This window comes from Quisquiliibacterium transsilvanicum (assembly GCF_014202215.1).
GTDB lineage: Bacteria > Pseudomonadota > Gammaproteobacteria > Burkholderiales > Burkholderiaceae_E > Quisquiliibacterium > Quisquiliibacterium transsilvanicum.
The window spans coordinates 1-21,009 of the sequence record NZ_JACHGB010000001.1 but is presented as its reverse complement, the minus strand read 5'-3'; the positions used below and the strand labels follow the sequence as shown (position 1 = coordinate 21,009).

Sequence of the window (21,009 nt, the reverse complement as noted above, 5' to 3'; positions counted from 1 at the left end):
GGATGGCATTGAGGCACATGGCGGGCTTGGCGGACCCCATCATCGCAGCTCGTCAAACTTGTGTCACCAACCGACGCGTAAACGCCAGGTAGCGCATCCCATGCGAGGACCGCATGCTAGCCAGATGACATCTCCAGGCTTTCGCCCGATTTCCTCTGCCCAGTTCGATCACAGCGAGGTCATGCCATACATCGCTGATCCGACTCCTGACCGTTCGCTGGACTTCCTTCGGCAACGCTGCCTGTAGCATCCTCCGGTACAACTCCAGGAACGCACGTCGATAGGCATCGGACTTCGATGCGGACCCTGCGGTCTCGTTGATTCGAAACGTCGGCGTGTCGAGCACGGCAACCCGCCTGCCTTCGAGCGCTAGCCTGAATGCGATCCAGGTCCATTCGGTATACGCGTTGATGTCGGTGAACACCTCGGGGCTCACACGGTCGGAGCGGAATAGCCCTCCGCAGGATGCCAGCCAGTTCCCTTCGAAGAGACTGCCCAGCGGATCCCTAGACACGCCATCCAGCGGCTTGAGTGCCACAAAACGATGCTCGCCGTCGTATCGCTGACCGTTCGTCACGACCAGGTCCGCCTTCGGCTCGGCCTCGAGTGCGCGCAGACGAAGATCGATGGCACCCGGAAGGTACTCGTCGTCGTCGTCGAGAAAGCAGAAATAGGGAGTCTCCACCAGTCCGCGGCCGACCTCGAGGGCGTAGGGCAGCGATCCGACCTCGATCTGCACGACGTCGACGTCGGAAGCGTCCCGAACAAGAGAGACAGTCTCGGGATCGAAGCGGCTCCCGTTCACGACGACGAGAATCCTCAGACGCTCTGACGCAGCATTCCTGAGCGAATCGATCGCCCTCAGCAGCCCCTCGCGGCGCGTGCGCTCCGCCAGCGTCGGCACGATAGCGGTCACCCGGGGCGTCACCTCCTGCGCCGCGTTCGCGGCTTCGCTCCGCGCGTACATCAGGACCCCGGCATTCCCTTGAGCCGCATCGCCAGCCGCTGCACCTTCCAGCTTCGTCTGAGGAACGGCGGGCAAAGCGAAAGGAGATCGAAGCCGCGTCCGCCGCCAGGCGGCGCGCTGTCCGCCCACGCCACCCCGCGCTCCCGGAGGCTGAACTCCCAAATACTGCGATTCTTGTGATAGCTCCCAGGCAGCAGCGTGACCGGGATGCCCGCAATCGAGCCGAGGATTGCGGAATGCAGCCGGTTGGTGACGATACTCCGCGCGTACAGGTGAATCCTCATCCAGTGCGCGAAGCTGTCCGCATACATCGCCGGATCCAGAGACAACTCATACGTTTCCGACGGCAGCACGGTCCCCGGAGTTTCGTCGTCCCGGCGGCTGATCAGCAGGTCGTAGCGTCCGCGTGGCCGATCTTTGAGTCCGGCCATCCACAGGACGTCTGCTGGCTCGAGATGGAGGGCGGTGTCCTGCGCCAGCCCGAAGACCACGGCACCGGGCATGAACTGGCGCATGTATTCCCACGAAGTCCGCTCGCGCGCGAACGCGAACACACTCGCGCATCTGGCTTCGTCCATCAGTCGCGAGAACCGGGCGCCAACGTCGGGGTTGCCAACCTCGCATGTCTGCGGCCCCTGCACCACGACGGCGCCGGGAACGTTGGCCGCGCGCGCCAGCATGTCGAACGGCCGCCCGCTGCCCCAGGAGTTGAAGCCACCTCCCCCATGCAGATAGATGCAGGATTCCGGGGGTACTTTCATCGCCTGGAACCCGGCGAAGTCGACGTCGCTCCATTTCAGGCCCGATGACCGGGCGAGCTTCTCAGCACCCACGTAGATGAGGTGATCGCCCCAGTTTCCGCCTGGCGTCACGAACAGCCATTGCCGGTCGCGATATCGCGCGAAGATGACACCGAGGTCAGGCTTCGCCTCGACTTCGTCGATCTCGCTCACGGGGTGCACACCAACACGATCCTTCATTCCGCCTCCTCGCGCATCCCGCCGCACTGTAGCTCGCGCACGGCGGGCGCCTGCCGCCCCAACCTACTTTGCAAGACCCTTGCGTCCAAGGATGGACTCGACCTTTTCCACAAGATAGCGCTCCGCCCCCGGCGGCCTGCCAACCAGGAACCAGAGAAGAGCCAGCGCGGCTGCATAGGCGAGCGCACCGACCGCGACCTTCAACGCCAGGGCCACCAACGGCGGCAGCGCGACGCCGCCCAGCCCCCATGTCAGCGCTGCCGCCATCGCCCCAGCCGCCAGGATGGGCCTGCTCACCGTAGCCAGGACCTCCCTCAGCCGGACCTCGGGAAACGTCCGCAGCAGCAGCAGGATGGAAAGCCCCAGGCCCGCTGCCATGCAAAGTACGCGCAGCATCGCCAAGTCCTCGGCGCCGGAAGCCGGGAACAGGAGGAAGGCCAGCGGCAGGAACAGGGCCACGCGGAACCACACCACCGCGGCAGACCATCGCACCGCCCCCAGCGTGATCAGCACATAGCCCGGGCTGGTGGTGATGGCCTGCAATGCGCCGGCCAGCGCCAAAAGCTGCACGAACGGCACAGCCGCCATCCAGCGCTCGCCCAGGAGCACCGCCACCGCCTCCGGCGCTACCAGCGCAAGCCCCACCGCAGCAGGGATGCCAACCAGCGTCTGCAATCCCTGCGCCAGCAGAAACAACCGCTTCAACTCCCCTGGCTGATCCTTCGCGCGCACGAACCCAGGAAACAGCACCCTATTCAGCGGCGCCAGCAATTCGGACGACGGCATCGCCGAGATCTCGTCCGCCAGCGTGTACGCGCCAAGCGTGGCCGCAGACGCCCGTCGTCCCACCAGTATCCGGTGCAGGTTGTTGTCCAGGTAGGCGCCAATGCCGCGCACCAGCACCCACTGCGAAACAGAGAAGATCTCGCCGATCTTCTGCGTGCTGAACCTGGGTCGCATCGGGTGCGCCAGGTAGCTCAGGCCAACGCCCAGCACCTTGCCCGCCAGGGTGCCGATCACCAGGGCCCAGTAGCTGCGCAGGAACCAGGCCGCCGTCACCACCGTGATGAAGGCCATGAAGCGCCGCAGGAAGGCGAACTTGAACTCCTGCCCGAAGCGCATCTCCTTCTGGAAGGTGATCACCCCCACGTTCTCGAAGCCCCCGATCACGATGCCCAGCGCCAGCCAGCGCAGCACCGGCGTGACCCGCGCGTCGTTGAAGTAGTCGGCCGCCAGCGGCGCGCCGAACCACATGAGCAGCGCAAGGCACGTGGTCTGCATCACCCGCAGCGTGAATGCGGCGTTGTAGTGCGCCTGGGTGGCGTTGGGATTCTGGATCAGCGCGATGTTCACGCCCAGGTCCAGGAACACCGCGGCAAGGCCGATCGCCATCGTGGCCATCGCCACCACGCCGAAGTCCTCGGGCACCAGCAGCCGCGCCAGGATGATGGTGCTGAGCAGGCCGATGGCGCGGTCCGTCCAGCGCATACCCACCACAAGCAGGGTGCCCTGGGCGATCGAGACCTCGCCCGACCCCCACTTGCGGAACTTCATCGCGGGCGCATCCCTCGCGGGCGTTCACCCCAGCCCATGGATCACCCTCGGCCCCACGAAATCCACTACCGCCCGCGGCAGCTTCCTCCAGGTGCGGATGGCGAGCTGGTACTTCGGGTTCATCGGGTTGTTCTGAGGAATCTCCGGCACACCCACCAGCCTGAACGCATAGCTCAGCGGCGTGGCCTCGAAGCCCCAGAGCTTCTTGAAGTCCATCGAGCCGGTGCCGGCCTTGCTGCGGCCGTAGTCCAGCACCGTGCGGCCGCTGCGCCTTGCGTGCACCTGCAGCTGCCAGCACTTGAAGTCGTTTGCGTAGGTGCTGCGCGCGCCGTCGTTCTCGCCGGCGAAGTAGGCCAGCAGCCGGTCCCGGAAGTGGTAGTTGAGCATTCCGCTCAGCGGCCTGCCCTGCGCGTCGCGCACGATGAGGATGTCGGCGGTGTCGCCCAGCTTCTGGCACAGCACCTTGAAGAAGCGCTTGGGCAGCGCGGGCGTTCCGTGCGCATGCGCGTTGTCCGCATACAGCTCGAAGAAGCTGGCCACGTCCTGATCCACGCTCACCCCCAGGCCCAGCGCCTGCGCCTTGCGCAGCAGGCTGCGCCGCTTCTGCGGCACCGCGGCCAGCTCGCCGATGTTCTCCGGCACCGCCTTGGTGAAGGTCTGGTACAGGTCCTGCGTGGGCGCGGCAAGCGGGCTCTCGCCCAGGAAGCGGTACTCAACGTACTTGGCGCCGCGCTCGCGCGCCAGCGCCTGCGCGTGCTCGTCCAGCGCCTGCAGCGCCATGGGATCGTCCGCCAGCGGGCCGCCGTAGGCGCAGAAGGGCAGGCTCACCAGCGTGGTGCCGTACAAGCGGCTGCGCACGCACATCAGCGGCAGCACCCCGCGCACGCGCCCGCCTTCCTTCGCCATCAGGTACTCGGGCTCGTAGCCCAGGCCTTCCTGCAGCACCTCGCGCCAGGCATACCGGTGGAACACCGTGGCCTGCGGGTGCACATCCACGTAGGCATCCCAGTCCGCGCGGTCCGCGGCACCGGCCGCGACGATGCTCGGCGCCGTCACGCCCGCACCCGCTCGAACAGGTTGCGCAGCATGCGCGCCTGGAAGCGCAGGGCGCTGCGGTCCCAGGGCGTGAATCTGGGCAACTGGTAGGGGTCGGTCTGCGGCACCGCCACGCCGGCGCGGGTGGTGAAGGCAAAGCGGAAGCCCGCCGCCTTCACCATCGGTGCATGGCGCTCGTCGAAATCCTCGCCGGGCCGGCCGTTGGGGTAGGCGAACAGCACCGGCGCCTCGCCGGTGATTGCGCGCAGGTCGTCGGCGCCGCGGGCGATCTCCTCGCGGGCCGCGCCGTCGTCCAGCACCTTCAGGATGGGGTGGGTGCGGGTGTGGCCGCCGATGGCCATGCCGGCTGCGTGCAGCGCCTTCACCTGCGCGTCGCTCATCATCAGTCCAGTGTTCGCGCCTGCGCCGAGCTGATCTTCCAGCCGCGCCACCGCGCGCTCGCGCTCGGCCAGCGGCAGGCGCTTGACCGCCGGCAGCAGCCGGTCGATGGCTGCGCGCCCGTCCTCCACGCTGCCCAGCCGCAACTCGCCCAGCCCCAGCCAGCCCAGGTCCGCCAGGCGCTCGCCGGCGCCGCGCACCGCCTCGATCACCCGGTCGTTGAACATGGCGCCGCCGTTCAAAAAGCCTGTGGCAACGAAGAAGCAGGCCCGCATGCCGTGGCGGCGCAGCAGCGGCAGCGCCACGTCGTGGTTGTCGCGGTAGCCGTCGTCGAAGGTGATCGCCGCGGCCCGCGGCGGCAGCGAGCCGCTGCGCAGGCGCTCGCAGGCCTCCAGCGGCGGCAGCACCCTGAACTGGCCGCCGATCCAGCGCAGCAGCTCGTCGAAGCGCCGTGCATCCGGCTCCTCGGCCAGCAGCGGGTCCGGCTCGGCCAGCACCCGGTGGAAGATGAAGGTGGACAGCCGCCCGCCCCCGCCGCCCGGCGAGGCCATGGCGGTGGCCATCCGCAGCAGCGGCTCAGCGATCATGCGAGGCCTCCAGCCACAGCTCCAGCATCATCAGCACCCAGACCATGGTGCCGTAGAAGCCGGCGTGGCCGCTGCGCACCGCGGCGTTGAGCTCGTCCAGGAAGCTGCGGCGGATCATGCCGCGGTCGGCCAGCGCCTCCAGCGCACCGCCGGCGCGTGCGGCAAGCCGCGGCTGCAGCAGCAGCCAGTCGCCGAAGGGCATGCCGAAGCCGTGCTTGGTCTTCTCGATGATCTCGTCGGGCAGGAAGCCGCGCAGCGCGTTCTTGAAGAACCAGCGCAGCTTCGTCCGGTGCAGCTTCTGGTCCGGGCGCAGCAGCAGCGAGTGGTCGGTGAGCGCGTCGCACAGCATCGGGAAAGACACCTCCACCCCGGCCGCGTGGCACATCCGCGTCACCTTCACCAGGTCGTTGTCGCCCAGCGTGAACTTGAAGTCGTAGGCCAGCAGCCGGTTCACCTGGCTGCCCGCGTCGCAAGCGCGCCAGACCTCGCGCTCGGTGGACACCGGGTCGTAGCCGCCGGCGCCGGCCAGCAGCTGCTCGGTGAACACGTTCTGCGCGCCGAAGCGGGTGAGCAGGTTGTACTTGCTGCCCAGGCGGTCGGGCAGCGGCACCCGCGCCTGCTCCACGTAGCCGCGCGCCTTGCGCACCGGCCAGAACTCCGTGTTCCTCAGCGGCCCCAGCAGCAGCGGCTCCATCACGCCGGTGCGCAGCGCGCCCGGCAGGTGGCCGTAGAGCGAGAACAGCCACTGCATGGCGTAGCGCTCGTTGCCGCCGTAGAGCTCGTCGCCGCCGTCGCCGCCCAGCATGCGCTCCACCCCGGCGTCGTGGGCGATGCGCGCGCAGAAGTACGAGGGCACGGCCGAAGAGTTGCCGAAGGGCTGCTCGTAGGTGCGCGCCAGCACGTCCAGCCCCTTCTCCGCGTCCTCCGGGGTGAGCACGTACTCGGTGTGCTGGGTGCCGAAGCGTTTGGCGGCAATGCGCGCATAGTGGCTCTCGTCGTAGCCGGAGACGTCGAAGCCGATGGAGAAGGTGCGCGCGGGCGCGCCGTAGGCCTCGGTGACCAGCCCGGCGATGGTGGAGCTGTCGGTGCCTCCGGACAGGAAGCAGCCCAGCTTCTCGCGCGGCACGCCCTCGATGGCCTGCGCCACGCCTTCCCGCAGCGCCGCCATGAAGGCGGCCTTCTCGCGCTCGAAGTCGAAGGGCCGGTCCTCCACGAACACCGGCGTCCAGTGCCGGCGCGCCACCGCCTTGCCGTCGGCCACGAACACCCCTTCGGCCACGTCCAGCCGCCGCACACCGCGGTAGATGGACATCGGCGCCGGGATCATGTGGAAGTGGACGAAGGCATGGACGGAGCGGGAATCGAGCTCCGCCGGCATCTGCAGCAGCGCGCACACCTGCCCCGGGCGGGTGGAGAATGCCAGCCGCCCGTCGCGCTCGGCGAAGAACAGCGAGTAGGTGCTGAAGCGGTCCACCGCCACCAGGCCGCGGCGCTCGGCCGGGCACCAGGCTGCCAGCAGGTATTCGCCGGACACCTGCGCGGGCAGCTCGGCGCCGTGGCGCCGCCAGCCTTCGGCCAGCGCCACGCCGAGGCCCTGCTCGCGCTCCAGCGCGGCCAGCCCCGCGTCCTTCAGGTGGATGCGCCCGAAGGCCAGCACCTGCACGTCCTGTGCGTCGTGGCGCAGCGCCTGGCTGCCGCCCGCCTCCAGCGTCGCGGCCCCGCCGCGCCCGATGTCGAACGCGCCCTCGAAGAACGGCAGCGCCGTCCCGGTCATACCAGCACCTCCACCACTTCAGGATGCGACAGGAACGCGGCGGGACTCGCCGTGGGCCCGTACGCGCCGGACTGGAACACCACGATCAGGTCGCCGGGCCGGGCCCGGGCCATCTCCATGCGGTCGGCCAGCAGGTCCAGCGGCGTGCACAGCGGGCCCACCACGGTCTGCACCTCGCGGTCGGCGGCGTCGATGCGGTTGCCCACCGCCACCGGATAGTTCTTGCGGATCACCTGCCCGAAGTTGCCCGAGGCGGCAAGGTGATGATGCAGCCCGCCGTCGGCCACCAGGAAGGGATGGCCCTGCGAGACCTTGCGGTCCAGCACCCGGCACACGTAGATGCCGGCCTCGGCCACCAGGTAGCGGCCCAGCTCAAGCACCAGCGGCACGCCCTGCGCGGCCTGCGCCTGCGCGCAGAGCCCCTCCAGCTGCTCGCCGATCGGCGCCAGATCCAGCGGCTGCTCCCTGGGGAAATAGGGCACGCCGAAGCCGCCGCCGATGTTCAGCCAGTCGATGCCGCGCGCAAGGCCCGCGGCCAGGCGCAGCCCCAGCTCCACCGTCTTGCGCTGCGCGTCAACGACGGCCTCGGCGCTCAGGTTCTGCGAGCCGCTGAAGATGTGGAAGCCGCGCAGCTTGAGCCCCGCGGCCTCGATGCGCGCGGCAAGCGCCGGCGCCAGTTCCTCGTCCACGCCGAACTGCTTGGGGCCGCCGCCCATCTTCATCCCCGAGGCCTTGAGCTCGAAGGCGGGGTTCACGCGCAGCGCCAGCTGCGGCGCCACGCCCAGGCGCTCGCCCGCGGCCAGCGCCTGCTCGAGCTGCAGCTCCGACTCCAGGTTCAGCGTGATGCCGGCGGCCACCGCCTGGGCGATCTCGCCCTCGGTCTTTCCGGGGCCTGCGAAGCTCACGTGCTCCGGGGCCGTGCCGGTGTCCAGCGCCACCTTCATCTCGCGCGCCGAGGCCACGTCCAGCCCGTCGGTGAGCCCCGCCAAAAGCTGCACCACCGCCGGCATGGGGTTGGCCTTGATCGCGTAGTGCAATTGCACTGCCGCAGGCAGCGCCGTGCGCAGCTCCGCCACGCGCGTGGCGATGGCGGCGCGGCTGTAGGCATAGAAGGGCGTGCGCCCGACACGCGCGGCCAGCCGCGTGAGACCGATGCCGCCGATGGCGAGCTCGCCGTCGACCACCTCGAAGGCGCGCGCCGGCGCGTGCTGCGGGAAGGCGATGCCGGTCATCGGGCCGCCCCGAACAGGCCGCGGCGCTCGGTGGACAGCGTCTTGCGGTCGATCTTGCCGTTGGCATTGCGGGGCAACGAGCTCTCCATCCAGTCGATTCGGGCGGGCATCATGTAGTTGGGCAGGGCCTCGCGGCAGGCGGCCAGCAGGCGCTCGGTATCCGCGGCGCCGCCCGCCACCGGCTGCGCCACCACCACCACCGCCTGGCCGAGCTGCGGATGCTCCACCCCGAAGGCGGCGGCCTCGGCCACCAGCCCGGTGCGGTAGATCACCTCCTCGATCTCGGTGGGGCTCACCCGGTAGCCCGAGGTCTTGATCATCTCGTCCCTGCGTGACACGAAGTAGAGGAAGCCCTCTGCGTCACGCTTGACCGTGTCTCCCGACCATACCCCGATCTCCGGCATCACCAGCTCGCGGCGCTGGCCGGGCACCGGGCGGAAGCGTTCGGCGGTCTTCTCGGGGTCGTTCCAGTAGCCCAGCGACACCAGCGCGCCGCGGTGCACCAGCTCGCCCGGCTCGTTGGGCTCGCACTCGCTGCCGTCCTCGCGCACCACCAGGATCTCGGCGTTGGGGATGGCCTTGCCCATCGAGGTTGGGCGGCGGTCCACCTCCTCGGGCGGCAGGTAGGTGGAGCGGAAGGCCTCGGTGAGCCCGTACATCAGGAAGGGCTTCGCCCGCGGCGCCTTCTCGCGCAGCGCGGCCAGCGTTGCAGTGGGCATGGCCCCGCCGGAATTGGTGAAGTAGCGCAGGTGCTCGTCGATGCCCTCCGGCCATTTCAGCGCGGCAAGCTGGATCCACAGCGGCGGCACCGCGGCCAGCCCGGTGATGCGCTCGCGCGCCAGCGCGCGCACCACGTCCTGCGGAAGCAGGTAGTTGTGCAGCACCGCGCAGGCGCCCACCGAAAACGCCGTGGTGAGCTGCGACAGGCCATAGTCGAAGGACAGCGGCAGCACCGCCAGCAGCCGGTCGTCCGGGTGGTTGCCCAGGTAGGAGGCCACGCTGTGCGCGCCGGCCACCATGTTGCGGTGCGACAGCACCACGCCCTTGGGCCGGCCGGTGCTGCCCGAGGTGTAGAGGATGGCGGCCATGTCGGCGTCGATCACCCGGTGCAGCGGCGCCGCGCCTGCGCCGGCCATCAGCTCCTCGAAACCGTGCACCGCCGCCTCGCCGGCGGCGCCGGCCTCGTGGCCGCCGGGCACCGCCACGTGGCGCAGGTCCGGGCAATGCGCCAGGTGCGGCCCGAGACTGGCGAGGCGGTCCGCGCTGGTCACCAGCAGCCGCACGTTGCAGTCCTGCAGGATGTAGGCCGCCTGCTCCGGCTTCAGGATGGGGTTCACCGGCACGAACACGCAGCCGGCGCGGGCCGCGCCGAACAGCGCGATCACCGTCTCGGGGCGCTTGTCCAGCCACACGGCCACGCGGTCCTGGCGCTCCAGGCCCAGGGCGGTGACGGCGCGGGCGAAGGCGTCCACCTGCGTGCAGAAGCCGGCGTAATCGAGGGCGGCCTTGCCGGAAACCAGCGCCTGGCGTGCAGGGCTACGCTGGGCGGTGCGAAAGGGCAGTTCGAACAGCAGTTCCGACATGGCGGCTTCAGGAGTTTCCGGGTTGCGCGGCGGGCCCGCCGGACAGCCGGCGCAGGCCGGTCAGCAGCGCGCGGGCCATAGTGTAGGTGCTGCCGGCCGCCACCGAGCGGAAACAGGTCACGTGCTCGATCCAGCGGTCGCTGGTGGTCCAGCGCAGCTGCGCCTGGTCCGCGTCGGTGTAGAGCTCGATCCGGTCGAAGCGGCGGCGATCGAACTCCAGCCGTAGCATCTCGTAATCCAGCACCCGACCGGGAGCAAGTTCGCGGTGACGCTCGTCATAAGTGGTCTTCAGGGTGATGCACATGTGGCCGCTGGCCAGCGCAAGCTGGCGCGCGATGGCCTCCTCCCCGGCGTAGATCTCATAGGAGATCGCTTGGCCGGTTTCGGCAAAGGCGCGGAATACCTCGGCGTAGAAGCGGCCCTGGACGTTGTCAGGGCTCACCGCGGTGCCCTCGCCGTGCTTCCAGCCCCGGCTCTCCATCAGACCGAACTGGCGCACCGCCTCTTCCATCGTCGCCGGGTCTTCCACGGTGCGCAGGTGCAGCGGCGCGCCCTCGGCTTCGGCCCGGCGCAGCGAACGTGCGATGGTCTGGCGCAGGCCCCGTGGGCGCGCCCGCCAGTAGGCGTCGAAGTGGCCGCGCAGGTCGATGACGGCGGTGAGCGTGTAGCGGGTGAAGCGGCGTGGCCGCCCAACCGGCCGCGAGAGCAGCGGCGAGAAGTGCGGGTCCTGGCACATGAAGTCGATGGCCTGCGCCGAGCCGGGCAGCGCGCGGAACAACGCCGGCAACGCCGGCAGGTCTTCGGCGGCCAGCAGCACCGGCGATGCCTGCGCCTGGCTGCGCTGAAACGTGCTCCATAGTCCCGGACGCACCCGCTCCAGCAGCAGGATGGCCCGGGGCTCCTCACGGGCCCCCAACACCGCCACGCGCACGCACCTGCCCGGGAAGTGGCGCAGCAGCGCGAACACGAAGCGGCTGTCCGACAGCGGATGCCCGGCGTAGAGGCGCCGGTTGAGCGCATCCCAGCGGGCCGCATGGCCGGCCAGCAGATCCTCCACCCCAATCAAGCTCCAGTTCCCTGGCGCTGCGGCCTCGACGGCCGCAGGCTGCACTGCTTCGGACACCCGCACCCCCTCCCCTGGGAACCATTCGCCGGCCTGCACCAGCGCCGCAAGAGGCGACGCCGAACGGCCGACACGCGAACTCTAGCGCGCCTGCACCGCCCGGTCGCTCGACAAAGTCACCGCTCCGCCCTGTGCGCCAATTGGGCGCATGAACGGTCAAGCTGACATTCGGCACATCGAACCGACACGGCGCTGGGCTATATTCGGAGGCGATTCGGCCGACGCACGGGCCGGACGTCCGCCACTGCGTCGCCCGGCTTCAACGCCCATGCTGCCCCCACATCCGGAACTGCGCATCACCGACCTCACCAAGCGCCCGTCCACGCCCAGCCTCAGCGCGCTGGTGGACGGTGCCGGCGTGCGCCGGTTCTACAACGCCCGCGCTGCCATCTACCACCTGGCCCGCGCGCTGCGCGCCGACGGGCGCGACCGCATGCTGCTGCCCGCCTTCCACTGCCCCTCCGTGGTGGAACCGGTGCTGCGCGCCGGCATGCGGCCGGTGTTCTACCGGATCGACCGAGGCCTGCAGGTGGACCTGGACGACGTCCGCCGCCGGCTCGATGGCGACGTGGTGGCGGCACTCTTCATCAACTTCCTGGGCTTTCCGTCGGGCTTCGAGCCGCTGCTTCCCGAGCTGCGCGCCCGCGGCATCCTCGCGGTGGAGGACTGCGCCCACGCCGCGGTGTCCATCGACCCGCTGGAACTGGCGGGCCGCCGCGCCGACGCCGCCATCTACTCGTTCTGGAAGCTGGTGCCCTCGGGCGTGGGCGGCGGGCTGTGGCTCTCGCCGCAGGCCCAGTTGAAGCTGCCGCCGCTGGAGCGCGCGCCGCTGAAGAGTTCCGTGGTGCGCGCCAAGCGCCTGGCCGAGGAGGTGATCACCGGCCTGGGGGAGGACTCGCTGGTGGCGCGGGCCTATGGGCTGGCCGAGCGGGGGCGGGTACGGGCCAAGCGGTGGCTGACCCGGCCCTCGGCCGGCGAAGCCGCACCGCAGCCTTCCGCCGCCAGCGTCGCAGACTCGATCTCGGCAGGCCAGGCCAAGGAGTATTTCTTCAGCGAGCGGCTGGCGCATTCGCGGCTGCCGTGGATGTCCGAGCACATCATGTCCCGCGTGGACCTCGCTGCCATCGTTCGTGCGCGGCGCGACAACTACCGCACGCTGGCCGCGCGGCTGGACCCGCCCGCGCTGATCCGCAGCGCCCTGCCGGTGCTGCCGCCGCGGATCTCGCCGCTGGCCTACCCTGTGCTGGTGCCGGACCGCTCGTCGCACGACCTGCGGCTGCGCGAACGCGAGGTGCCGGTGTGGACCTTCGGAAGCACGCTGCATAGGGTGCTCTTCGAGACCGCCGCCGCCGACGTCGTGGACGATGCCGTTCACCTGAGGGACACGCTGTTGCTGGTGTCCGTTCACCATCTGCTGACGACCGAGGACATGGACGGATACGCCGACACCATCAACGGCTATTGCGCGGAGGCAGTGGCTTGCGCGTCGAACTGATCTCGCAGCGAGCTGAGTTCGACCGCCTGGGGCCCGCCTGGAATGCGCTCCTGGCCGAAGACGCCGCGTGCCCGGAGGGAATGGATGCCACCTCCACCCACGAATGGGCCGGCGCGCTGATCGATGCCTTCCTCGACGACGGTCAGTGGATGATCGTGGTGGCATCCGACGCGCGGGGTGTCTGCGGCATTTTGCCCCTTTATTGGGTCAAGTACGGAGGCACTGCACCCGACTCCGACGCCCTGGCGGTTCTCACGGAACTGAACGGCGGGCGCAACGGACTGCTCGTCCGAGCGGGGTCCGCGGACACGCTGAACGCGATGCTGGACCATCTTGCACGACAGGTATCGGGCTGGGATCGACTCCTGTTCCGGACCACGCTCGGCGGCCGATCGAACCGGATGCTCGACGAGCTTGCCGGCAACCATGGACGACGCGTCGTGAGGTCAGAGGAGACAACTTCTCCCTACCTGATCCTCCCCGCTGACCTGGACCAGTACCTGCGGGCCCTGAGCCAGAACTTCCGCAAGGAGACGCAGCGGCGCGAGAGGCGGCTGAGGGACATGGGCACGCTCGATTTGCAGATCATCGATGGAGCGGCGGAAACAGACACCCTCTGGAACGCCATCATCGAGATCGAAAAGACCTCCTGGAAGGAGACGGCCGGCTCGTCGATCACTGCCAAGGAGCGCGAGCAGCGGTTCTACCCCACGCTGCTTCCACGCGCCGCGGCCGCCGGCCAACTGCTCGCCGGGCTGCTGCTGCTCGACGAGCGGCCGATCGCCTACTGCCTTGCGATCCGCTTCGGCGACACCGCCATCGGTCTCAAGACCAGCTACGTCGAGGACCTTTCCAGTCAATCGCCAGCCACCGTGCTGCGCCGGCTCTACTTCGACGCCCTGGCGCAGCGAGGCGTGCGCGCCTACGACTTCATGGGTGCATGCGAGCCGCACAAGATGCGCTGGACCGAGACCGCCTATTCGGTCGCCCTCTACTCCGTGTTCAACTCGGGGCTTCGCGGCGCGGTGGCGCGACTGCGGCACCAGGCAAAGGCCAGGCTGCGGCGCGGCCTGATCCGGGCCTGAATCCCCGGAACGCAAGGAAGACATGCAGAACGACGGTCGCACCCCCGTGGACCAGACTGGCGCAGCCCCGCTGCCAAGGGTGTTGCTGATCGCCTTCCACTTTCCCCCGTTCAAGGGCAGCAGCGGCCTCGAGCGCACGCTGGGCTTCTGCCGCCACCTGGCCCGCTTCGGCTGGCAGCCGATGGTGCTGGCGCCGCATCCGCGCGCCTATCCAGGGGTCTCCGACGAGCGAATGAAGGACATTCCTTCCGACGTGATTGTTGAGCGCGCATTCGCCGTCGATACCGCCAGGCACCTCGCGATCCGGGGCTCCTACCCCGGCTGGGCGGCAGTGCCGGACCGCTGGATCGGATGGCTGCCGGGCGCAGTGCTCAAGGGATGGGGAATGAGCCGGCGCCTGCGTCCGAAGGCCATCTGGTCCACCTATCCCATCGCCACCGCCCACATCGTGGGCTGGGCGCTGCAGCGACTCACAGGCATCGCCTGGGTGGCGGATTTCCGCGACCCCATGGTCGAGTACAACGATCGCAGGCAGGCCTGGGCACCGGGGGACATGAAGATCCGCAGGTCGCGCCTGTGGATCGAGCGGCTGTGCGCACGCCGTGCCGCACGTGTGGTGTTCTGCACCAACGGTGCACTGGAGATCTTCGCCCAGCGCTATCCCGAGTTCCCGCGTGAACGCGCCGTGGTGATTCCCAACGGCTTCGACGAGGATGCGTTCCGCTCGGCCAGAATCGAGCTGAACGTCGATGCGCCGCACGAGCCAAAGCGCCCCATCAGGATGCTGCACAGCGGCGTGCTCTACCCCGGTCCGGACCGCGACCCCTCGCAGTTCCTGCGCGCAGTGGCGGACTTCCTGGCAGCACGCCCCGAGTGGCGTTGTCGGCTCCAGATCGTGTTCCGCGCCTCCGCGTACGACAGCACCTACGCCCCCGTAATCGCCTCGCTGGGGCTGGAAGATACGGTGACGCTGGCCCCGCCGGTTCCGTACCGGGAGGCGCTGGCCGAGATGCTTGCATCGGACGTGCTGCTGATCTTCCAGGGATACACATCCAACCCGGCCATTCCCGCAAAGGCCTACGAATATCTGCGCGCGCGGCGGCCCATCCTGGCCCTGCTCGACGCCAACGGCGACACCGCAAAGCTGCTCCAGCAGGAAAGCGTGGGCACCGTGCTTCCCATCGAGGACGCCGAAGGCATCCTGGCCGGCCTCGGCCCCTTCCTGGAATCAGTGCAGGACGGATCCGCCGCGGTGCTCCCGCTGGAGCGCGCCGCGCGCTTCGAACGCGGCAACCGCGCGGCCGAGCTCGCCGCGGTGCTGGACGACTGCACGCGCCAATGACTGCGGCGATCGATCGGCCGCGCCTCCCCGCGCTCGACTGGAGCCTCGTTCCGGCTCACGAGCATGCCCGCTGGACGCGCGCATGGGACGAGCTGAACCGACGCGGCTGCCGATCACCACTCATACAGAGCTGGTTCCTGCTCCCGGCGCTCCGGCACTTCGGCACCGGGGAGGAACTCGTCGCCATCGGTCGCCGCGAGCCTGACACGCCGGCGGCGATGATGCTGCTCACCCGGCCAGCCGCACTGCGATGCGAGGGCTTCCAACCGTCGCAGGCGCCTCTTGCCGCAGTGCTGCTCGCCCCGGGCGAAGACGTGGCGGACGCAGCGCGCTCGCTCCTGCGCGCGCTGCCAGGCACCGTACTCGCACTGACGCTGCTGCACCTGGACGAGCGCTTCGTGGCGATGCCGGCCGCCGCACCAGACGTGGAGATCAGTCCCCGGTTCGAGACGGGCGCCATCTTCGTCGGCCACGACTTCGCCGACTATTACGCCGCCATCCCGACGCGAGCGCGCAAGAACCTGGAGCGCCGACTGCGCAAGGCCGAGGCGGAGATCGGGCCGGCCTCGCTGCAGGTCTGGGAGTCGGCCGAACGCATCGACGAATTCCTTCACCTCTATTCGGACACCGAGTCACGCGGCTGGAAGGGCGAAGCCGGAACCGCGGTGGGCTTCGACGATGCACAGGGCCTCTTCTACCGCGACATGCTGCGGGCCGCTGCCGAGCGCGGAGATCTGCGCATGTTCGTCCTGATGTTCGGCGACCGCCCCGCGGCACAACAGATCGCGATCGACTGCGATGGAATCACCTATTTCCTGAAGACAACCTACGACGAGTCCCTGAGTGCCTATGCGCCCGGCGTCATCCAGCGTTACCTCATCCTGGAATGGAGCCAGACCAGGGAGCCCCCCACTCGGGACTTCGAGATCTACGGGCAGGTGAAGGAAGCGATTGCACCCTTCATCACCGGTACGCGCCACGTCTATCACCTCACGGTGCTCAGGTACCGGGCGATCAAGGCGCCGTTGGGCCTTGTTCGATGGGTGAAGCGTCGCGCGGCTTCCTGAGCGCAGTGAGAACGCATGAGCCGACTGGAAGCGCTGTCCGACCTGGCCGTAGCGATGAGGGAGGCGCGCCTCATCAGCGGGCGCTCCTGGCTGTCCATCGCCCGCGAACTCTTGAGGCTGCGAAACTCGGGAGGCATGCTCGGCCTGTCCGACTACTTCCAGTACAGGCTGTACGAGCCGCTTCCCTTCGGCGGTCACAAGGTGGACTTCGCCGGCTGGCGCATGGAAGGCTGGCTCGACGAACGGCTCAACGGCCGGATGTGGCGAGGCATCATCGAAGACAAGTGCGTCTTCCATGCGATATGCGTGCTGCAGGGCATCCCGGTGCCACGGGTCCTCGGACTCTTCCATCCGGCGGGCCGTCGGCTAGGCAACGTTCCGGTGCTACGTCACACGCAGGACGTCGAGCATTTCCTCAGGGAGGCGATCAGTTACCCCTTCTTCTCGAAGCCGGTATTTGGTGTGTCCGGCGGCGGCGCTGCAGCCGTGGACAGCATCGACCGCACCCGCGACGAACTCGTCCTGGCCAGCGGCCAACAGGTCTCCGTCTCGGCATTCGCCGACAGCCTATCCCGCTCCTCGCCCGGCGCAACGCCCGCGCTTGGCTGGTTGTTCCAGGAGCGGTTGCAGCAGCATGAGCTCATCGCCGCCGTGTGCGGAGAAACCGTGGCCACCCTGCGATTCATCGTGCTGCTGGACGATCATGGCCCGGAGCTGTTCCGAGTGGTCTGGCGCATACCCACGGGAGCCAACATGACGGACAACTTCGGCCGGCATGGCCGCACCGGAAACCTCGCTGCGCGGGTGTCGTTGGAATCCGGTGAGATCGAGCGGGTAATCGCGGGAGTTGGCGCTGCCATGACGACTCACTCGACACACCCCGACACGGGCGCTCGACTGCTCGGCTGGCAACTGCCCCTGTTCCGGGAAGCCTGCGATCTCGTGCTTCTCGCCTCCGCCCTGATCCCCATGTTCCGCTTCCAGCACTGGGATGTCGCGATCACCCGGAATGGACCCGTGATCGTCGAATGCAATTCGCCGGGTGGGATCGAACTGCCACAGATCGCATCGGGGCAGGGCCTCTACGACGCGCGGCTACGGAAGTTCGTGGAGCGTCACGGACGTGCCTCATGAGACAGCCCTCGCATCTGCGCCTGCCGCGACACGATCGATTCAACGGAGCCGGCCGATGAGCAAGTTCGCACTGCTGTCGCTACTCAAGGACGCGCGTGACGCAACCGGGCGCCCCTACCTCGACCTGATTCGTGAGATTTACGAACTGCGCCGCGGCCCGGGCCGGCTGGGCATTTCCGAGTACTTCGACTTCCGCCTCTACGAGAACGATCTCGACATGGCCGAGAAGCTGGAGTTCTGCGGCTACCGCGGCCAGGCGGTACTCGAGGACATCCTGGTCGACGTCTATTCCAAGTTCCTTGCTCTGGACAAGCTCACCTTCTACACGCTGATGCAGGGCTACGGATTCCCAATCCCTGAGATGCCGGCGTTGTACTGCCAGGCCGCCCGTCCATGTCCCGGCCGCAGGCTGGACACGCCGGAGGCGCTGGCCGCGTTCATCGCAAATGATGCTGTGTTCCCGATCTACCTTAAGCCCTCCTTCGGCGCCTACGGCCGCGGCAACACGAGGGTGGTGGCCCATGCCGACGGGTTCCTCACGCTGGGCGACGGCACGCGCGTGGAGATCATGGAGTTCTGCCGCTCGCTGGAAGACCGCTCCGGCATGGGGTGGCTTGTGCAGGAGGCGCTCTCGGCTCATCCCGAGATCGCCCGCATCTGCGGCTACCGTGTTTCCAGCCTCCGGGTCCACCCGTTCATCGGCCGCGAGGGCGTGAGCATCCACCGGGTGGTCTGGAAGGTGAACCTGGGAACCCTGGACTCGGACAACTTCGTACACGGCACCAGCGGCAACATGCTCGCGGACGTGGACCTGCACACCGGCGAGGTGATTCGCGTGATCGCAGGCGTCGGCCCGCACCAGCGGGAGTTGCGCGCGCACCCCGTCTCCGGGGAGCCCCTGTTGGGGTTCCGGCTGCCCGGCTTCCATGAGGCGCTGGACTACGTCCGCCGCGGCGCAATGGCATTCCCCGGATTTCTCTGCCAAGGCTGGGACGTAGCGCTCTGCGAGCGTGGCCCAGTGATGCTGGAGGCGAACTGGTTCGGCGACGTCGACCTGCCGCAGCAGTCGATGCGCAAGGGCTTCCTGGACACCGCCTTCCGCGAGCTTCTGAAGGCGCGCGACCTCGAGCGGTTCCTGGACGGGCCCGCGCGGCCAGCCTTCAGGAGCCGCACCGGGCGGCTGGGCTGGCGGGGATCGCACTGGCCGTACTGAACGAACCCGGCCGGACAGTGCCTAGAGACGCGGCCGCCGCGCGCACGAGTTCACCGTTGCCGATCGCAGTGTAAGCAGTACCAACTTTCCATGACTGAAGTCCGGACTCGTTCACGGGCACGTCATGGACTGGCACATCGAACCCTTCGACGCAGACGACCGCTACCAGCGCGAATCCTGGCGTGAACTCGCCGCGCACGCGGGAGACAGCGCCGTGCTCCTTCCGGAATTCGTCTTCACCTGCGCGGAAACCCTCGGCAGGCCCGGGCTGCGCTTCGCCTGCTATGGCGCGCCCGAACATCCCAGGGCGCTGGCCCTGCTGGACCTGAGCGACCCCGTGCGCCCAGAGGCCTTCGTGGCCCCGCAGATGCCACTGGGCGCATGGATCCAGGCGCAGGACACCCGGATGGAGCGAGCCTGCGACACGCTGATCGCCGAGACCCCGCTCGCGCTGCAGTTCAGCATGCGCCAGCTCGACCCCCGCTTCCTCTCCCGGCCCGACGAGGCCGCGCGCGTCGACACCGTCGACTACATCCGCACCGCCTGGGTGGAGCTCGACGGCAGCTTCGAAAACTATTGGGCCGCACGCGGCAAGAACCTGCGCGCCAACGTCAAGAAGCAGCGCAACCGGCTGGTGCGCGAATCGATCGCCACCCGCATGGAGGTGCTGACCCGGCCCGAGGACATGATCCGCGCGGTGGCCGACTACGCGGCGCTCGAGTCGCGCGGCTGGAAGGCCGCCGAGGGCACCGCGGTGAACGTGGAGCATCGGCAGTTCGAGTTCTACCGCCGGATGCTCCAGCGCTTCGCGCTGCAGGGCAAGGCGAGGGTCTACCGCTACTTCTTCGGCGAATCGCTGGTGGCCTGCGAGCTCTGCGTGTGCCACGGTGACGAGATCGTCATTCTCAAGACCACCCACGACGAATCGGTGCATCCCTTCTCGCCCGCCACCCTGCTGCGCGAAGAGATGTTCGAGGCCCTGTTCCGCGAGGACGAGATCCGCCGCGTCGAGTTCTATGGCCCGCTGATGGAATGGCACACGCGCTGGACCGACCGCGCGCGGGACGTCTACCACGTGAACTTCTACCGGAATGCCTTGGCCGGCGCGGCCGTGCGCGCACTGCGAAAGGCGAAGACGCTTACCGAGCGGCCTGAATCAGCATCAGCCGGGTGAACCAGGCGGCGAGCCCGCATCCGAACGGGTCCGCAACCGGTCCACGATCAGGTTCATCTGAATGGAGCTCGACCCCTTCACCAGAAGGAAATCACCGGGCAGCAGGAATTCCTCGACGTGGTCGGCGCATTCCGGGCTGCTGGCGAACCAGCGATCAGGCTGGAATTGCCGGGCAAGCTCACCCACGCCGATCACGACATCCGCCCGCTGACGCGCGAACGCCCCCAACTGCTCGTGATAGCGCACGGTTTCCTCGCCGAGCTCGAGCATGGCGCCCATCATCGCCACCCGACGCTGACCTGGCCGAGCAAGCTCGTTCAGGGTGTCGAGCGCCAGCCGCATCGACAGTGGGTTCGCGTTGACGTGATCGTCGATCACCGTCAGATCCCCAAGCTGCAGCAGGTTCAGACGCCCCTTCTCGGGGCGATGGCTTGCAAGCGCGGCCTCGATCGTCTGCGTCGAAACCCCCAGGTGAAGGCCAACGGCCCGGGCTATTTCACGGGCAAGCTCCACTCCACGCCCCGGCAGTTTGATCACCCGACACTTCGCCAGCGCCTCGAGATCGGCGACATGCTCGTGGTCAGCGCCCAGCACCACCAGGCCCGCGGCGGGCACCGCCTGGACCACCGCGCCCTTCTCGTGGACCACGCCCGCGATGGTCTTCAGGGTATCCAGGTGCGCAGGGCCGATGGTGGTGACCACCCCGATATCCGGGCGCGCAACCTTCACCAGCCAGTGCAGGTGGCCCTCCGAATGCGTACCGAACTCCAGCACCAGCACCTTCGGGTAACGCGGCGACAGCGCCAGCGCCAGAGTCCGGAAAGGCAGCAGCAGCACTGCGGCCAATGTCTCGGGCGGGTTGAGCCAGCGCTCGTAGCGCATCACCGTCAGCGGCAGCCCGATGTCGTCGTTCATGTTCCGCACGGTGTGTGCGGCCGGGCCGATCACTCGGGCAGCGTCTGGGCGCTCCAGCACCGCGCCGATCATGCTCACCGTGGTGGTCTTTCCCGCAGTACCAGTCACCCCGACGATCAGCGGCTTGCGGATCCGCAGCAGCAGACGTGCCCAGAAAAACCAGTACTGCTGGACGGTCCTGCCGGCTAAGGAAGGTCTGCAAAATCGACCCGCGATCAGCTTGTCCGGGACCCGTGTTGCGAGCGACGATGTGAGCCATGAAGCAAGCTGACCTTGGACTGAACCTGACGACGAAACGCACGCGCAAGCGGCAGTTTCTCGACGAGATGAACCGCGTGGTGCCTTGGCCG

At 68.5% G+C, this 21,009-nt stretch carries 17 protein-coding genes; 7 read left to right on the top strand and 10 right to left on the bottom strand.

Annotation, left to right across the window (positions count from 1 at the left end; translation table 11 throughout):
* Positions 1 to 52 precede the first annotated feature (52 nt).
* The 9 genes from HNQ70_RS00085 to HNQ70_RS00045 all read right to left on the bottom strand — a co-directional run bounded on the left by HNQ70_RS00085 (position 53) and on the right by HNQ70_RS00045 (position 11,234).
* Entirely contained in the window at positions 53 to 967 is a 915-nt protein-coding gene (locus HNQ70_RS00085; protein WP_183963108.1) for a glycosyltransferase family 2 protein, read from the bottom strand.
* Positions 967 to 1,920 (bottom strand): polysaccharide pyruvyl transferase family protein, encoded by a 954-nt coding sequence (locus HNQ70_RS00080; RefSeq protein WP_183963107.1) that lies wholly within the window; start codon positions 1,918 to 1,920, stop codon positions 967 to 969. Before HNQ70_RS00080 ends, HNQ70_RS00085 begins: the two co-directional genes overlap by 1 nt.
* Positions 1,921 to 2,010: 90 nt before the next feature.
* Positions 2,011 to 3,501, bottom strand: a complete 1,491-nt coding sequence (locus tag HNQ70_RS00075; RefSeq protein WP_183963106.1) for a lipopolysaccharide biosynthesis protein — start codon at positions 3,499 to 3,501, stop codon at positions 2,011 to 2,013.
* Positions 3,502 to 3,525: 24 nt separating this feature from the next.
* On the bottom strand, positions 3,526 to 4,557 hold the full coding sequence (locus tag HNQ70_RS00070; RefSeq protein WP_183963105.1) for a FemAB family XrtA/PEP-CTERM system-associated protein: 1,032 nt from the start codon (positions 4,555 to 4,557) through the stop codon (positions 3,526 to 3,528).
* Entirely contained in the window at positions 4,554 to 5,522 is a 969-nt protein-coding gene (locus HNQ70_RS00065) for a polysaccharide deacetylase family protein (protein ID WP_221302578.1), read from the bottom strand. The genes HNQ70_RS00070 and HNQ70_RS00065 overlap by 4 nt, the downstream gene beginning before the upstream one ends.
* Positions 5,512 to 7,296 (bottom strand): asparagine synthetase B family protein, encoded by a 1,785-nt coding sequence (locus HNQ70_RS00060; RefSeq protein WP_183963104.1) that lies wholly within the window; start codon positions 7,294 to 7,296, stop codon positions 5,512 to 5,514. Before HNQ70_RS00060 ends, HNQ70_RS00065 begins: the two co-directional genes overlap by 11 nt.
* Positions 7,293 to 8,528, bottom strand: a complete 1,236-nt coding sequence (locus HNQ70_RS00055; protein ID WP_183963103.1) for a pyridoxal-dependent decarboxylase, exosortase A system-associated — start codon at positions 8,526 to 8,528, stop codon at positions 7,293 to 7,295. Before HNQ70_RS00055 ends, HNQ70_RS00060 begins: the two co-directional genes overlap by 4 nt.
* On the bottom strand, positions 8,525 to 10,111 hold the full coding sequence (locus HNQ70_RS00050; protein ID WP_183963102.1) for an acyl-CoA ligase (AMP-forming), exosortase A system-associated: 1,587 nt from the start codon (positions 10,109 to 10,111) through the stop codon (positions 8,525 to 8,527). The genes HNQ70_RS00055 and HNQ70_RS00050 overlap by 4 nt, the downstream gene beginning before the upstream one ends.
* 7 nt (positions 10,112 to 10,118) lie before the next feature.
* Positions 10,119 to 11,234 (bottom strand): GNAT family N-acetyltransferase, encoded by a 1,116-nt coding sequence (locus tag HNQ70_RS00045; RefSeq protein ID WP_183963100.1) that lies wholly within the window; start codon positions 11,232 to 11,234, stop codon positions 10,119 to 10,121.
* A 268-nt stretch (positions 11,235 to 11,502) separates the two neighbouring features.
* On the opposite strand from HNQ70_RS00045, the gene HNQ70_RS00040 reads away from it, so the two are divergent.
* The 7 genes from HNQ70_RS00040 to HNQ70_RS00010 all read left to right on the top strand — a co-directional run bounded on the left by HNQ70_RS00040 (position 11,503) and on the right by HNQ70_RS00010 (position 19,744).
* Entirely contained in the window at positions 11,503 to 12,729 is a 1,227-nt protein-coding gene (locus tag HNQ70_RS00040; protein WP_183963098.1) for a DegT/DnrJ/EryC1/StrS family aminotransferase, read from the top strand.
* A complete protein-coding gene (locus HNQ70_RS00035) occupies positions 12,714 to 13,814 on the top strand; it encodes a GNAT family N-acetyltransferase (protein ID WP_183963096.1) in 1,101 nt (366 codons plus the stop codon). The genes HNQ70_RS00040 and HNQ70_RS00035 overlap by 16 nt, the downstream gene beginning before the upstream one ends.
* A gap of 22 nt (positions 13,815 to 13,836) precedes the next feature.
* Positions 13,837 to 15,156 carry a glycosyltransferase gene (locus HNQ70_RS00030; RefSeq protein ID WP_183963095.1) on the top strand — a complete coding sequence of 440 codons (1,320 nt, stop codon included), beginning with the start codon at positions 13,837 to 13,839 and terminating at the stop codon, positions 15,154 to 15,156.
* A complete protein-coding gene (locus HNQ70_RS00025) occupies positions 15,153 to 16,223 on the top strand; it encodes a GNAT family N-acetyltransferase (protein ID WP_183963094.1) in 1,071 nt (356 codons plus the stop codon). Before HNQ70_RS00030 ends, HNQ70_RS00025 begins: the two co-directional genes overlap by 4 nt.
* Positions 16,224 to 16,238: 15 nt before the next feature.
* The gene (locus HNQ70_RS00020; RefSeq protein ID WP_183963093.1) at positions 16,239 to 17,357 is read left to right on the top strand and encodes a sugar-transfer associated ATP-grasp domain-containing protein; all 1,119 of its coding nucleotides are present in this window, start codon (positions 16,239 to 16,241) and stop codon (positions 17,355 to 17,357) included.
* A 55-nt stretch (positions 17,358 to 17,412) separates the two neighbouring features.
* Complete coding sequence (locus tag HNQ70_RS00015; protein WP_183963092.1) at positions 17,413 to 18,570, top strand: sugar-transfer associated ATP-grasp domain-containing protein; 1,158 nt, start codon at positions 17,413 to 17,415, stop codon at positions 18,568 to 18,570.
* A 124-nt stretch (positions 18,571 to 18,694) separates the two neighbouring features.
* Entirely contained in the window at positions 18,695 to 19,744 is a 1,050-nt protein-coding gene (locus HNQ70_RS00010; RefSeq protein ID WP_183963091.1) for a GNAT family N-acetyltransferase, read from the top strand.
* Here HNQ70_RS00010 and HNQ70_RS00005 read toward each other — a convergent pair.
* Entirely contained in the window at positions 19,733 to 20,767 is a 1,035-nt protein-coding gene (locus HNQ70_RS00005) for a Mur ligase family protein (RefSeq protein ID WP_343060565.1), read from the bottom strand. The genes HNQ70_RS00010 and HNQ70_RS00005 overlap by 12 nt on opposite strands.
* Between the last annotated feature and the right edge of the window lie 242 nt (positions 20,768 to 21,009).